This is a genomic window from Isoptericola halotolerans (assembly GCF_045689585.1).
Lineage (GTDB): Bacteria > Actinomycetota > Actinomycetes > Actinomycetales > Cellulomonadaceae > Isoptericola > Isoptericola halotolerans_B.
Genome location: NZ_CP140108.1, coordinates 3,958,273 through 3,971,814 on the forward strand (window position 1 = coordinate 3,958,273; position 13,542 = coordinate 3,971,814).

Genomic DNA, 13,542 nt, shown 5'->3' on the forward strand with positions numbered 1-13,542 from the left:
TCACGAACGTCGGGAGCCGTTCGGGACAAGCGTCTCAGATCGTGGTCCCACATCATGGACGCCGGGTGTCGTCGCTGGTCGATGCCTGCCTAGGGTGTGGGCAGGCACCCACCTGGGACGACCCCCGCTCCCCGTTCACCCGCTGGAGGACACCATGCCCGCACCCCTGGACCCGACCCCGCGCCTGCAGGAGTACGCCCACCCCGAGCGCCTCGTCACCACCGGCTGGCTCGCGGACCACCTGGACGACCCGGGCCTGGTCGTCGTGGAGTCCGACGAGGACGTGCTCCTCTACGAGACCGGGCACATCCCCGGCGCCGTGAAGATCGACTGGCACACCGACCTGCTCCTGCCGGTCGAGCGCGACTACCTCGACGGCCCCGGCTTCGCCGAGCTGCTCGGCTCCAAGGGCATCGGCCGCGACACGACCATCGTGCTGTACGGGGACAAGAACAACTGGTGGGCGGCCTACACCGCGTGGGTCTTCACGCTGTTCGGCCACGAGGACGTCCGCCTGCTGGACGGCGGCCGCAACCTGTGGGTCGCCGAGGGTCGCGAGCTGACCACGGACGTCCCGAGCCCGGCCCCGGCCGACTACCCCGCCGTCGACCGCGACGACTCCACCTTCCGTGCCTTCAAGGAGGACGTGCTCGCCCACCTCGGCCACGGCCCCCTGGTCGACATCCGCTCCCCCCAGGAGTTCACCGGCGAGCGCCTGCACATCCCGGACTACCCCGAGGAGGGCGTGCTGCGCGGCGGCCACATCCCCACCGCGCACAACGTCCCGTGGGCCACCGCCGTGGCCGAGGACGGCACCTACAAGCCGCGCGCCGAGCTCGAGCAGATCTACCTCGCCGACCCGTCCGCCGGGGGCCTGGGCATCCAGGCCGACGACCGGGTCGTCACCTACTGCCGCATCGGCGAGCGCTCCAGCCACACCTGGTTCGCCCTGCACTACCTGCTGGGCATCGAGGACGTGCGCAACTACGACGGCTCGTGGACCGAGTGGGGCAACGCCGTGCGCGTGCCCATCGTCGCGGGCGACCAGCCGGGCGAGGCCCCGAAGGCCGCCTGAGAGACTGGAGCCATGACCGACGACGCCACGACCGCCGAGCTGCCCGCCTCGCTGGCCGAGATCCGCGACGACTTCCTGGCGCTGACCGAACCGGACCGGCTCCAGCTGCTGCTCGAGTTCTCGCGCGAGCTGCCCGACCTGCCGGAGCGCTACGCCCTGGCACCGGGACTGCTGGAGAAGGTCGAGGAGTGCCAGTCGCCCGTCCGGGCGTTCGCCGAGGTCGACGACGGCGTGGTGCACTTCTACGCCTCGGCCCCGCCCGAGGCACCCACCACGCGGGGCTTCGCGTCGATCCTCGCCCAGGGGCTGTCGGGTCTCACCCCGCAGCAGGTGCTCGACGTCCCGGAGGAGTTCCCCCTGCAGCTCGGCCTGACACGGGCGGTCAGCGCCCTGCGGCTCAACGGCATGGCCGGGATGCTGACCCGCGCCAAGCGCCAGGTCGTCGAGCAGCTCGCGGCGGCCTGACCCGGGCCGACCACCGGATCCGCCGCAGAGAGTCGCCGGGAGCCGCCGAGGTCCGTCGAGAGGCTCGCGCGCCCGTACGCTGGGCGCGTGAGCCTCTCGAGCGTCCTGCTCCTCCTCGCCGGGTTCGTGCTGCTCGTCGGCGGTGGGGAGGCTCTCGTCCGCGGCGCGGCGTCCCTGGCGCGGACCATGGGCATGTCCGCCCTCGTCGTCGGTCTGACGGTGGTCTCCTTCGCCACGTCGAGCCCGGAGCTGGCCGTCAGCGCGGGGGCCGCCCTGTCCGGGTCGCCCGGCCTGGCCGTCGGCAACGTCGTCGGCAGCAACATCGCCAACATCCTGCTGGTGCTGGGCCTGTCCGCCCTCGTGGTCCCGTTGGTCGTCACCTCCCGCGTGGTGCGCACGGACGTCCCCGTGATGATCGCCCTGTCGGCCCTCACGCTCCTGCTCGCGCTCGACGGGACCATCAGCACCGTCGACGGCGTCGTGCTGCTCGCGCTGCTGGTCGCCTACGTCGTCGTCACGGTGGTGCGCTCGCGACGCAGCCGGACCGACCGACCGCCGCCCGCAGCGGCTTCCGACGCCGCGCCGGACTCCGGCGGTCCTGGCGGGACGCGAGCACCGAGCCGCCTGCGGTCCACACGCGCGCGGTCCGTCCTGGTCGACGTGGTCCTGGTGGCCGTCGGCGTCGCCCTGCTGGTCGTCGGTGCCCAGGTCCTGGTCCGCAGCGCCACCCAGATCGCCTCCACGTTCGGCGTGAGCGACCTGGTGATCGGCCTGACGGTCGTCGCCGTCGGCACCTCCCTGCCCGAGCTCGCCACGAGCGTCATCGCCGTCCGGCGGGGCGAGGGCGACCTCGCCGTCGGCAACATCGTCGGCAGCAACATCTTCAACATCGGCGCGGTCCTGGGGCTGACGGCGGTGATCGCCCCCGACGGGATCGGCGTGGACCCGGCCGCCGTGCACTTCGACCTGCCGCTCATGGTCGCCGTCGCGCTGGCCCTGCTGCCCGTGGCTTTCACCGGGCAGGTCATCAAGCGCTGGGAGGGTGCGCTGCTCGTCACGCTCTACGTCGCCTACGTCGCCTTCGTCCTGCTGGCCGCCACCGAGCACGCCGCGCTGCAGCCCTTCAGCACCACGATGCTCTGGTTCGTGCTGCCGGTCACCGCGGTGTGGCTGGTCGCCCTGGCGGCCTACGAGCTTGGGCTGCGCCGCGGGCGACGACAGGTGTGACAGAGTTGACCCCATGACGGTGCTCGTGGCCTACAACGTCTCCCCGCACGGCGAGGCGGCAGTCCGCACGGCGCTGGCGGAGGCCGAGCGCCGCGACCTGCCCCTGCACGTGCTCGTCCTCGATCCCCGGCCCGCCGACGTCCCGGCACCGCCCGAGCTGGCGGAGCTGCTGGCCGGCGCCGGCGCCGAGCCGGTGGTCACCTCGCGCGACGAGCACACCGAGCCTGCCGACGCCATCCTCGACGCGGCCGAGGCCACCGGCGCGACGCTCGTCGTCGTCGGCTCGCGCAAACGGTCCAGCCAGGGGACGTTCCTCATGGGCACCACCACGCAGCGCGTGCTGCTCGACTCCCCCGTGCCCGTCCTCGTCGTCAAGGACGCCTACGGCGTCTGACCGGCCGTTCAGCGCAGCCGGCGCAGGAACTCGCGGGTCCGGTCCCGCTGGGGGTCGTCCAGCACCTGCGCGGGCGCGCCCCGCTCGTGAACGCGCCCGTCGTGCAGGAACACGACCTCGTCGGCCACCTCCCGGGCGAAGCCCATCTCGTGGGTGGCGACCACCATCGTGGTGCCCTCGTCCCGCAGCGCGACGAGCAGGTCCAGCACCTCGCCCACCAGCTCCGGGTCGAGGGCCGAGGTGACCTCGTCCAGGAGCAGCAGCTCCGGGCCGCTGACCAGCGCCCGGGCGATCGCCGCCCGCTGCTGCTCTCCCCCGGACAGCTCGTCCGGGAAGGCCTGCGTCTTGTGCGCCAGCCCCACCTTCGCCAGCATCGCTCGGCCCGCCTCCGACGCCGCGGCGCGGCCGCGGCCGTGCACCAGCCGCAGGGCCAGCGTGACGTTGTCGAGGACGCGCAGGTGCGGGAACAGGTTGTACTGCTGGAACACCATCGCCATGCGGGCCCTGGCGGCGTCGGCGTCCACCCACGGGTCCGCCACGTCCACGCCGTCGAGGAGCACCTGCCCGTCGTCGACCTCCTCGAGCAGGTCGATCACCCGCAGCAGCGTCGACTTGCCCGACCCGGAGGAGCCGACGAGCACCACGCACTCGTGCTCGGTGACGTCCAGGTCGATGCCGTCGAGCACCACCTTCTGCGGTGCTCGACGACCGGCACCCGGGTACGTCTTGCGCACGCCGCGCAACGACAGCAGCGGGTCGGCGCTCATCGGATCACCCCGCCACCGCTCACGCCGCGCAGCCGGCCGCGCCAGCCCTGCCGGGCGGACCAGGCGTCCACCAGACGCGTCAGCGGGATGGACAGCAGCAGGAACAGGACGCCCGCGACCACGTAGGGCGTGAAGTTGTAGTCGCCGGTCGTGGCGATCTGCGCCGCCCGGATCGCGTCCACGGCTCCGAGGATCGAGATCAGACCGGAGTCCTTCTGCAGGGAGACGAGCATGCTCGCCGTCGGGGCCGCGACGTGGCGGACCGCCTGCGGCAGGACGACCCGGCGCACCGTCTGACCGCGGGACAGCCCGAGCGACCGGGCCGCCGCGACCTGCGAGGGGTGGACGGACTCGATCCCGGCGCGGAAGATCTCCGCCAGGTACGCGGTGTACGTCAGCACGATCGCCAGCCCGCCGAGGAACGCCGCGCTCACGGGCAGCCACTCCAGACGCAGCGCCGGCAGACCGAAACCGGCGAGCAGCAGGACCAGCAGCACCGGCACCCCGCGGAACACGTCCACGTAGACCACGGTCAGCACCCGCAGCGGGAAGAGCGCCGGCAGCCGGGAGGTGCGCACCACCGCGAGCAGCAGACCGACGACGAGCCCGACCACCGAGGCCACGACCCAGACGCGCAGGTTGAGCCACAGGCCCTCGGCCACCTCGGGCAGGACCTCGACGGCCCGCTCCGGGGAGAAGAACGCCTCGCGCGCGCGCTCCCAGCCCGGTGCGGTCGCCACCACGTACCCGACCGCGACGACGACGACGGCGGTCGCCACGGTCGCGACGGCGAGCGCCCTGCGCCGCTGGGTCCGGCGAAAGGCGTCCCGCTCGCGTGCGCGCGCCGAGGGCTGCCAGTCCGTCACGAGGTCAGGAGAGCTGCTCGATGTCGTCAGAGGCGAGCCACGTGGTGCGCAGCTCCTCGAGCGTGCCGTCGGCCTCCAGCTCCTCGACGGCCGCCGAGACGCAGGCCGTCAGCTCCGAGTCCTTGTCGAGGACGAGACCGAGCTGCTCGGGCTCACCCGGGTCGGGCAGCGTGCCGATGACGGCGGTGTCCGGGAAGTACACCGTGGAGGCGGCGACCCCCTGGTCGACGTCCATCACCATCGCGTCGACCGTCCCCGAGGTGAGGGCCGTCATCCCGTCACCCGCGCCGTTGAACGGCACCACCTCGACGTCCTCGCCCCAGGCCTGCTCGGCGGCGTCCAGGGAGGTCTGCGACGCGGTCACGCCCACCTTTGCCCCGGTCAGGTCCGCGAGGCCCGTCGCGTCCGCGAAGTCGCCGTCGTCGGCGACGATCACGCCCTGGCGGCTGGTCAGGTACGGGCTCGAGAAATCCACCGCCTCCGCGCGCTCGTCGGTGATCGTCGTCTGGTAGGCGGCGACGTCGAACGGCTTGATCGCCGGGGAGACGATCTGCTCGAAGGTCACGGAGGTCCACTCGATGTCCTCCGGCGCGTAGCCCAGGCGGTCCGCCACCTCGTACACGAGGGCGGACTCGAAACCCTCGCCGGTCGACGGGTCGCCGACGTACCAGGGCTCGAACGGCTCGGAAGCGCCCACCGTCAGCGTGCCCTCGGTCAGGGTCGGCAGCTCGGCGGCGTCGCAGTCGGCGGTTCCGGCGGACGCCTCGGTACCAGCCGACGTCGCGGGTTCCGCGGGTGAGCCGTCGGAGCCGCACGCGGCCAGGCCGAGGGCGACGACGGGGGCGAACACTAGGGCGAGCACAGGACGGGGTCGCACAGGAGATCCTCCAGGTCACGGAGCGGCACGGGGTCGCACCACCTGATGCATCACAACACGTCACGGTACCGCTGACATCCCTCGCGGCCGTGCGCCTCGTCACAGTGCCGGACGATGTCGATCGGGGCGGTCCTCGTCCGTCATCAAGATGTCAGTGCACCCCGCAGGAAGGACGATAGTCACCATGACCACCTACACCGTGCTGCTTCCCGGCAGCGACGACTCCTGGGAGAACGCCACCGCCGAGCAGCAGGCCACCGTCGTCGGCCTCCACGAGACGTTCGCGCGGCTCATGGCCGAACGCGGCCACCGGATCACCGGCGGCGAAGAGCTCATGCCCGCGCACACCGCGAAGACGGTCCGCAAGGACGCCGCCGGAATCATCTCCGTGACCGACGGCCCGTACGCCGAGGCCGCCGAGCACGTCTCCGGCTTCTACACCGTCGAGTCCGACGACCTCGACGACCTGCTGCAGGTCTGCGGCGTCCTCGCCGGCACCACCATCCCGGGCACGCAGGACGTCGTCGAGGTCCGCCAGGTCGTCGACCACTCGGGTGACGCGGGGGCGTGACGTCCACCGACGACGTCGCCGAGCGTCTGGCGAGCGCGCTGCGCGACGAGTGGGGCCGGCTGCTGGCCCTGCTCGTCGCGCAGCTGCGCAGCCTCGACATCGCCGAGGAGGCGCTCGCCGACGCCTTCGAGGCGGCCGCCCGCACGTGGCCGGCAGGCGGCGTGCCGTCCAACCCGCCGGCGTGGCTGCTCACCGCGGCCCGCAGGCGGGCGATCGACCGGCTGCGGTCCGAGCAGGCTCTGGCCCGGTCCATGCCGCGCCTCGCCGTCGAGGCCGAGCTGACAGCACGAGCCCAGCGGGTCATGGCCGACGCCGGCGCGGAGGTCGTCGACGAACGTCTCCGGCTCGTGCTGCTCTGCGCACACCCCCGGCTCTCCCGCGAGGCGGCCGCCGCCCTGACCCTCCGGCTCGTGCTGGGCGTCCCCACCCAGGACGTCGCCCGGCTCTTCCTGCAGTCGACGTCCACCATGGCCGCACGACTGACCCGTGCGCGCAAGCAGATCGCCGGCGAGCGGTTCGAGGTCCCCCGGGGCGAGGCGCTGACCGCGCGCACCGCCGTCGTCGCCGACATCGCCTACCTGGCCTTCACCGCCGGGTACGCGCCCGGCTCCGGCGACGCCGTCGTCCGGGTCGATCTGGCGGGCGAGGCGATCCGCCTGGTCCGCGTGCTGCGTGACGTCCTGCCGCCCACGGCGGAGCGACGCGAGCTCGACGCGCTGCTGGCCCTCATGCTGCTGCAGCACTCCCGCCGCGACGCTCGCAGCGCAGACGGCCTGCCGGTGCTCCTCGCCGAGCAGGAACGCAGCCGCTGGCATGCCGACGAGATCATCGAGGCGCTGGGGCTCCTGGAACCGCTCACCACGGCCCCCGCCGCGCCCTACCTGCTGCAGGCCCTGATCGCCGCCGAGCACGCCATCGCCCCGCACTCGTCCGCGACGGCCTGGGACCGGATCCTCGCCCGCTACGACGAGCTCGTCGAGCTGACGGACAGCCCCGTCGTGCGGCTCAACCGGGCCGTCGCGGTCAGCGAGGTGCACGGTGCCGAGGCCGGGCTGGACGCACTGGCCGACGTCGTGCTGCGCGGCCACCGGCTCCCCGCCGTCCGTGCCGAGCTGCTGGTCCGGGCGGGACGCACCGACGAGGCGCGCGACGCCTACGACGCCGCCTGCGCCCTCTGCGAGAACACGGCCGAGCGTGCGCACCTCGAGCAGCGGACGGACGCGCTCGCCTGAGCCTGCGGGACGACTCAGGTATGCACGTGGCCCTCGTGGCCCGTCGCCGCCGCGATGTCCGACTCCGCCTGGCCGAGCAGCGCGTCCGCCAGCCGCCGCAGCGCGCGGCCCGCCGCCACCTCGTCGCCGATGACGGGCACCTCGGCGTCGTGCGGGTCCTTGCGGGCATGCCCCACCGCCCGCAGGGCGCCGACGTCGGCGTGCTCCGCGGGGCCGGCGACCAGGACCGCCTCCGCCGTCGTGCTGCCCGCCGACTCGACCAGCGCCACCTGCACCTGCCACACCACCGCGCGCGCCGGGCGTGCGTCGTCCCCTGCCGTACCGGCCTCGTCGGCCGGCTGCACGAGGGAGTCCGGGCCGGGGAAGACCAGCGTCTCCTCGCCGGTGTCCGACCAGCGCACCCGGAACGGTGGGGACCCGTCGCCGTGGGGGCACTCCACGACCACACCGTCGCGCACCGCCCCGCCGACCACTCCGGCGGCCGTCACGATCCTGTCGCCCACCGAGGCCTTCATGATGATCCCTCCGTCGCGTCGTCGAGCACCTGGTGTCCCTCCATGGTGCTCCCGACGGCGCCCGCTCGCGACGGCCGTCAGCCGATCAGCCGGACGTCGCTGTCGTAGCCCGCGACGCCGGGTGGCGTCCAGGGCGGCTCGTCGCCCGCCTCCTCGCCTGCCCCGTCGCCTGCCTCGTCGCCTGCCTCGTCGCCTGCCTCGTCGCCCGTCTCGTCGCCTGCCTGCTCGGCGGGCTCACCGCCGGCCTCGGCGAACTCGCCGGACCCGTCGTCGGCCGGGGCCGTCCGGCAGCCGTCGTCGACGACCCACCCCAGCCGTCCCTCGTCGAGGCACAGGCCGTCGCGGAGCTCCACCCGGGACGTCGCCGACGCCTGCGAGGCCAGCTCGGTGCCCGGCACCAGGTCCTCGTGCCGCACCCGGACCGTCACCTCGAGGCGCGCGGTGTCTACATCGATCGCCTCAACGGTCGCCTCGTTGTGCTCGGCGTAGGTCTCCGCGGCGGAGCGCACCTGCCCCGCGGTCCCCGTGTCGAGCACCGGCTGCTCCGCGAGCGCCCAGAACCCCTCGCCGTCCGGCGCGTCCTGGCCGAGCGCGTGCAGCCGCTCCAACCGGTCGTCCCACGCGTGCGCCGCGGCGAGCGCCGCGGCGTCGGCGGCCGTCGCGGCCTCCCGGCGGTCGCCGGTCGCCGACCCCACCATCGCGACGACCAGCAGCGCGAGGGCCAGCAGCCCCGCCGCGGCGGGGATCGTGAGCACGTGCATCGAACCGCGCTCTCCGTCGTCGCGTGGCACCGCGGGACGGTCAGGGTGCTCGGGGCGCGCAGGCCGGCCGAGAGGGCGGCAGGTGCGGTCCGGTGCCACGTCAGTCTCCCGTCGACGGGTCGGTGGTGGACGCGTCGGTGACCGGCACGTCCGTGATGCGGAACCGGTCGGGGGCGTCGACGGTCACGGTGTCCTGACCGGTTTCCGGCCACACGACGGTGACCAGGACGGTCTCGCCCCGGTCGAGCGGCGAGACCTCCTCGTCGCCGAGCAGCCGGCGCAGGGCGTGCTCGCCGGACGGTGTCCGCCCCTCGTAGTCGAAGGGCAGGATCCGCTCCCCCGGGGTGAGGAGCGAGAGGTTGTGCGGACCTGCCGCCTCCGCGCGCGTACCGAACCTCCGGTCGCCGACGACCCGGAGGTTGGCGGGCAGGAACCAGGCCGGGTCGATGGAGTCGCCCGAGACGCGCTCGGCCACGAGCGTGCCCACCAGGGCGTCCGGGCGTCGCACCACCGAACGGACCTCGACCCTGTAGTCGCCGGCGTCCGTGACGACGGTCACGGGTGCGTCCTGCGCCGTCGGGGCGTCGGTCGTGGGTAGGGCGACGCGGCCCTGGTCGTCGCCGCGCCCCTGGTGCTCGACGACCAGCCGTCCGTGGAACCGGATCTCGACACGGCGGTTCGCCGCCCGGTCGGCCGGGCTGCTGCCGTCCACGACGGGCTCGCTCTCGCCGCGGCCCTCCTGCGTCACCGCCACGTCGCCGCCGAGGCGCTCGCGCAGCCGGTCGGCGACGGACGACGCCCGCCGTTCGGACAACCCCTGGTTGTAGGCCTCGGTGTCGACGTCGTCGGTGTGGCCTACGACGTGCACCTGCCCGGCGTCCGCCTGCTCCAGGATCGAGTCCGCCGCCTGGTCCACGACCGAGCGCGCCGCGTCCGAGAGCGTGTGCTCGTCCGGGTCGAACAGGACGTCGGACGCGAGCGTGACCACGAGGTCGTCGTCCTGCGCGGAGGTGGTCGTGGTGGCGGCGTGGTCCTGCGTGAACGCGCGCAACCCGTGGGTCGTCGCCTCGTCCGCACCCCCGGCGCGGTCGACGGCCTCGGAGACGTCGGCGCCGCCGACGACGACCGGGACCGTCACGGCGCCGAGCGCGGGGAGCAGCACGTCGACCGACGCGCCCGCAGGTGCGGCGAACACGGCGACCGCCGATCCCCGGACGGTGTCGCCGTCGTCGTCCAGCCGGTCGACGACGGCGGCCGCACCGCCGCCGGGGGTCCTGGCCACCGGATGCACGAGGCCCGTGGAGTAGTCCACGAGCCGCACCCCGCGGCCGTCGGCGGTGGAGGCGCCGAGCTCGCCCAGCGCGAGCGCCACGGAGGAGAACCGGGGTGGCCCGGGCCCGTCGGTCCGGGTCGCGGCCAGGTCGTAGCGCAGCACCGCCACGTCGTCGGTGGTCTCGACAGGCCGCACGGCGAGCTGCACCTGCACGCCGTGCCACTCCCGCTCCACCGCCACGACCTCGCCGGCGGGGTGCGCACCGCCGGTCGAGGTCGTGGCTCCGGGCGCGGGCCGGGCGGTGTCGGACGTCGCCGACCTCGCCGGCGGGTCGGTGGTCCCGGACCCCTGGAGGCCGCACCCGGCCGACAGCCCCGCCAGCACGACGACGAGCGCTGCGCTCAGGCCACGGTGCATCGTCACCTCAGTGCTCGACGGTGGCGATCAGCCGCCGGCGCCGCTGAGGTCGCCCACCGCGTCCGTGAGCTGCGTGACGATGGCCTCGCCCACCTCTTCGTTCGCGGCGATGACGATGCCGACGATCGCCACGACCAGCAGCACGGCGCCGACGTACTCGACGGTGCCCTGCCCGCTCTCGTCCTCGGCACGACGTACGGTCCGCTCGGCGAACGCCTGCAGCGCCAGCTGGGCGCCGACGACCTTCCTGGTCAGCTTGTTCATGAGGTCCTCCTCCGTGGGTGTCCGGTGACCTGCTCCGGGACGCCGTCCCGTGGCCACGTCTGCACGCTACGGACGCCCGGCCGGCGCCCCCAGGGCGCCCGGCCCCAACGTCGGGCCCGTCCCGCCTGGGCCCTCGGTCCCACCGGCGGGCGTGCCCTCCTGGATCCAGCGCACGATCGCCTGGCTGCGCGTGGTGACGCCCAGCTTGGCGAACAGGCTGTTGACGTGGTTCTTCACCGTCTTCGGCGAGATGTACAGGTGCCCGGCGACCTCCGCGTTCGACAGCCCCGCGGCGACCTGGTCCATGACCTCGGCCTCGCGTCGCGACAGCAGGCTGCGCACCGAAGGGGCGGGCCGCGGGGGCACCACCGCCCCGACGCCGGCGACGACCTGGCTCCCGTGCCGGCACAGCCGGATCGCCTCGACCAGCGCGGCCGGTTCCAGTGACCCGTGCACCAGATACCCGGCAGCGCCCGCGGCGAGGGAGCGGGACGCCGTCGACGGATCGTCCAGGTGCGTCAGCATCACCACGGGTGCGCCGGAGAGCCGCGGGAGCAGATCGAGCCCGCTGACCCGCGGCATCCGCACGTCCAGCAGCACGACGTCGACCTCACCGCCGCGGGTGCGGGCCACCGCCTCCTCCGGGTCGTCGGTGTCGACCACCGACACGCCGTCGGTGCCGTCCAGCAGCGTGCGCAGACCCATCCGGACGATCGGGTTGTCGTCCACGGCCAGGACCCGCATCACGCCGTCGCCACCGTGCGGACGGGCCGCGGCGAGCTCCACGCGCCGGTCGGCGGCTCGGCCGGCAGCACGACCCGCACCGCCGTCCCCCCGGCCGACCCGGACGTCCACACGGCGTCGCCGTCGCACAGCACCGCACGCTCACGGACACCGCGGATGCCGTAGCGCTCGACCTCCGGCAGCCGGGCCGGCAGACCGGACCCGTCGTCGTCGACCAGCACCTCGACCACCCGACCGTCGGTCGTGATCCTCAGCTGCACCCTGGAGGCGTGCGCATGCTTGCGCACGTTCTCCAGCAGCTCGGCCACCATCGCCCGCAGATGTCGTGCCCGACCCGGACCTGTCACCGCGTCCACCTCCTCGTCGATCTGCACCCGGACCGGGATCCCGGTGCGGGTCGTCCAGCGCCGGACCGCCTCGCCCACCGGTCCGGCGACGCCGTCCGGCTCGTCGCGCAGGTCACCCAGCGCCCTGCGGGTCTGCCGGTGCGCGACCGCGACGGCGTCGCTCAGCTCCCGGGCGGCTCCGGCGCAGTCGCCCGGGACGCCGCCGTGCCGGTCGAGGCGGTCGGCGAGCCCGCGGGCCGCCAGGGTGAGCCCGGCGAGGTCGCCCGCCACGGTGTCGTGCAGGTCCCGTGCCAGCCGCAGCCGCTCCGCCAGCGCGGCGGCCTCCTCCCGCACCGACGCGAGCTCGGCGGACAGCAGCGCCTGGTGCCGCAGCCGCCGGCCCAGACCGGTCCCCGTCCAGGCCATGCCGACCGTGAGGGCCGCCCCGGCGAGCCCCGTCACCAGCCCGCGCCACCCGTCGTCGTACAGCGTGAGCTGGTACAGGCAGAGCGGCAGCGCCATGACCACGGCCAGCCGCAGACCGGCGAGGAGGCCCCACATCGCGGCGGTCGCCGCGGCGTAGACGGTCAGCAACGGCGACCCGGCCAGCGGCAGGAGCGCCACGAGCGTGACGACCACGTCGGCCGCCAGGAGGATGCCGTTGCGGGCGTAGACCTTCCCGCGCGTGTCCCAGCGCACCGCAGGCACCAGCGAGAACGGGGCGGCGAGGACGACGAGGAGGACGCCGAGCCAGCCCTCGCCCCTGAGCAGCGCCAGCACCAGCGCGAAGGCGAGCACCGCCAGCCGCACCTGGCACAGCAGCCGCATCGTGCCCCCGACCGCCCGCCGGCTCATGGCGTCCATCGCCTCACGGGGGCTGAGGTGCTCAGAAAATCCCACCGAGGACTCCCGCGTTCGCCACGAGGACCGCCGCCACGATGAGGATCAGCGCGCCGGGCAGGATGGTCACCGTGACCGCCAGGGACACCAGCGGCGCCGCGCGGGCCGCGCGCTGCCGCACGGTCTCGGCGTGCTCGCGCCGCACGTCCGCCGCGATGCTGTTGAGCGCGTCCGCCAGCGGCACGCCCAGCTCCTCGGCCTGCAGCAGCGCCGTCACGAACGTGCCCACCGCGGCCGAGCGGTTGCGCTCCCGGAGCGCGACGAACGTCTGCCGGCGGGAGACCCCGACGCTCATCTCCCGCAGCGCGGTGCGCATCTCCGAGGCCAACGCACCCCCGTGGAGCTCGCAGACCCGCTCCAGCGCCTGACGGAACCCGAGGCCCGCGGTCACGGTGACGCTGAGCACGTCCAGGAAGTCCGGCAGCTCCGCGTCGATCTGCTGACGTCTCCTGGCCGCCGCGCCCGACAGCCACAGGCGCATCCAGACGTTCAGGGCCAGCGCGAGTGCCGCGCCGAGCATCCACTGGCCCTCGACGGCGAGCAGCAGCCCGCCGAGGAGCCCGAGCAGCGTCAGAGCCGCCTCACGCCGCACGAACATCGTCATGGTCACGCCCTCGGGCCGACCCGCGCGACGGATCGCGGCGTCCAGCCGCTGCAGCCGGGGGCGGCCGTGCAGCCGCACCGCGAGGGGTACCAGCGGCGCACCGAGCCGGTCGAGCACGGCGACGAACCCGCGCTGCCTCGGCTCGGCGTCGGGGACGTACTCGGCCTCCACCGCCTCCAGACCCGTGCTGGTCAGCAGGCGCAGCCCGGCCATGCCGAGCACCGCCGCGAGCGCGGCCACCGACGCGATCACCAGCTCCGGCAC

General features: G+C 74.3%; 16 protein-coding genes. 6 read left to right on the forward strand and 10 right to left on the reverse strand.

Annotated features, from left to right (window positions below; translation table 11 throughout):
* The first annotated feature begins 154 nt into the window (after window positions 1-154).
* From UQW22_RS18610 to UQW22_RS18625, 4 genes are all read left to right on the forward strand, one after another.
* The gene (locus UQW22_RS18610) at window positions 155-1,075 is read left to right on the forward strand and encodes a sulfurtransferase (protein WP_407318694.1); all 921 of its coding nucleotides are present in this window, start codon (window positions 155-157) and stop codon (window positions 1,073-1,075) included.
* A 12-nt stretch (window positions 1,076-1,087) separates the two neighbouring features.
* A complete protein-coding gene (locus UQW22_RS18615) occupies window positions 1,088-1,540 on the forward strand; it encodes a SufE family protein (RefSeq protein WP_407318695.1) in 453 nt (150 codons plus the stop codon).
* Between the two features lie 87 nt (window positions 1,541-1,627).
* Window positions 1,628-2,767, forward strand: a complete 1,140-nt coding sequence (locus tag UQW22_RS18620; protein ID WP_407318696.1) for a calcium/sodium antiporter — start codon at window positions 1,628-1,630, stop codon at window positions 2,765-2,767.
* Between the two features lie 13 nt (window positions 2,768-2,780).
* Window positions 2,781-3,161: a universal stress protein gene (locus tag UQW22_RS18625; RefSeq protein ID WP_407318697.1), complete on the forward strand. Its 381-nt coding sequence runs from the start codon at window positions 2,781-2,783 to the stop codon at window positions 3,159-3,161.
* A gap of 8 nt (window positions 3,162-3,169) precedes the next feature.
* On the opposite strand, the gene UQW22_RS18630 is transcribed toward UQW22_RS18625, so the two are convergent.
* Genes UQW22_RS18630 through UQW22_RS18640 form a run of 3 tightly spaced genes read right to left on the reverse strand, consistent with a single transcriptional unit; the run spans window position 3,170 to window position 5,671 of the window.
* Window positions 3,170-3,928, reverse strand: a complete 759-nt coding sequence (locus UQW22_RS18630) for an amino acid ABC transporter ATP-binding protein (RefSeq protein ID WP_407318698.1) — start codon at window positions 3,926-3,928, stop codon at window positions 3,170-3,172.
* Window positions 3,925-4,794, reverse strand: coding sequence for an ABC transporter permease subunit (locus UQW22_RS18635; RefSeq protein ID WP_407318699.1), 870 nt, complete (start codon window positions 4,792-4,794; stop codon window positions 3,925-3,927). The genes UQW22_RS18630 and UQW22_RS18635 overlap by 4 nt, the downstream gene beginning before the upstream one ends.
* Before the next feature lie 4 nt (window positions 4,795-4,798).
* Entirely contained in the window at window positions 4,799-5,671 is an 873-nt protein-coding gene (locus UQW22_RS18640) for a transporter substrate-binding domain-containing protein (RefSeq protein WP_407318700.1), read from the reverse strand.
* Window positions 5,672-5,855: 184 nt separating this feature from the next.
* Between UQW22_RS18640 and UQW22_RS18645 the strand changes: the two genes are divergently transcribed.
* Both UQW22_RS18645 and UQW22_RS18650 read left to right on the forward strand, forming a co-directional pair.
* The gene (locus UQW22_RS18645) at window positions 5,856-6,242 is read left to right on the forward strand and encodes a YciI family protein (protein WP_407318701.1); all 387 of its coding nucleotides are present in this window, start codon (window positions 5,856-5,858) and stop codon (window positions 6,240-6,242) included.
* Window positions 6,239-7,474 (forward strand): RNA polymerase sigma factor, encoded by a 1,236-nt coding sequence (locus UQW22_RS18650; protein WP_407318703.1) that lies wholly within the window; start codon window positions 6,239-6,241, stop codon window positions 7,472-7,474. The genes UQW22_RS18645 and UQW22_RS18650 overlap by 4 nt, the downstream gene beginning before the upstream one ends.
* 14 nt (window positions 7,475-7,488) lie before the next feature.
* Here the strand turns inward: UQW22_RS18650 and UQW22_RS18655 are convergent, their stop codons facing one another.
* From UQW22_RS18655 to UQW22_RS18685, 7 genes are all read right to left on the reverse strand, one after another.
* Window positions 7,489-7,989 (reverse strand): dsRBD fold-containing protein, encoded by a 501-nt coding sequence (locus UQW22_RS18655; RefSeq protein WP_407318705.1) that lies wholly within the window; start codon window positions 7,987-7,989, stop codon window positions 7,489-7,491.
* Window positions 7,990-8,066: 77 nt separating this feature from the next.
* On the reverse strand, window positions 8,067-8,780 hold the full coding sequence (locus tag UQW22_RS18660) for a hypothetical protein (RefSeq protein WP_407318706.1): 714 nt from the start codon (window positions 8,778-8,780) through the stop codon (window positions 8,067-8,069).
* A 70-nt stretch (window positions 8,781-8,850) separates the two neighbouring features.
* Window positions 8,851-10,440 (reverse strand): OmpA family protein, encoded by a 1,590-nt coding sequence (locus UQW22_RS18665; RefSeq protein WP_407320861.1) that lies wholly within the window; start codon window positions 10,438-10,440, stop codon window positions 8,851-8,853.
* A gap of 27 nt (window positions 10,441-10,467) precedes the next feature.
* Window positions 10,468-10,704: a hypothetical protein gene (locus UQW22_RS18670; RefSeq protein WP_407318708.1), complete on the reverse strand. Its 237-nt coding sequence runs from the start codon at window positions 10,702-10,704 to the stop codon at window positions 10,468-10,470.
* A gap of 66 nt (window positions 10,705-10,770) precedes the next feature.
* A complete protein-coding gene (locus tag UQW22_RS18675) occupies window positions 10,771-11,448 on the reverse strand; it encodes a response regulator (RefSeq protein WP_407320862.1) in 678 nt (225 codons plus the stop codon).
* Window positions 11,448-12,674 (reverse strand): sensor histidine kinase, encoded by a 1,227-nt coding sequence (locus UQW22_RS18680; protein ID WP_407318710.1) that lies wholly within the window; start codon window positions 12,672-12,674, stop codon window positions 11,448-11,450. Before UQW22_RS18680 ends, UQW22_RS18675 begins: the two co-directional genes overlap by 1 nt.
* Window positions 12,661-13,542 (reverse strand): type II secretion system F family protein, encoded by an 882-nt coding sequence (locus UQW22_RS18685; protein ID WP_407318712.1) that lies wholly within the window; start codon window positions 13,540-13,542, stop codon window positions 12,661-12,663. The genes UQW22_RS18680 and UQW22_RS18685 overlap by 14 nt, the downstream gene beginning before the upstream one ends.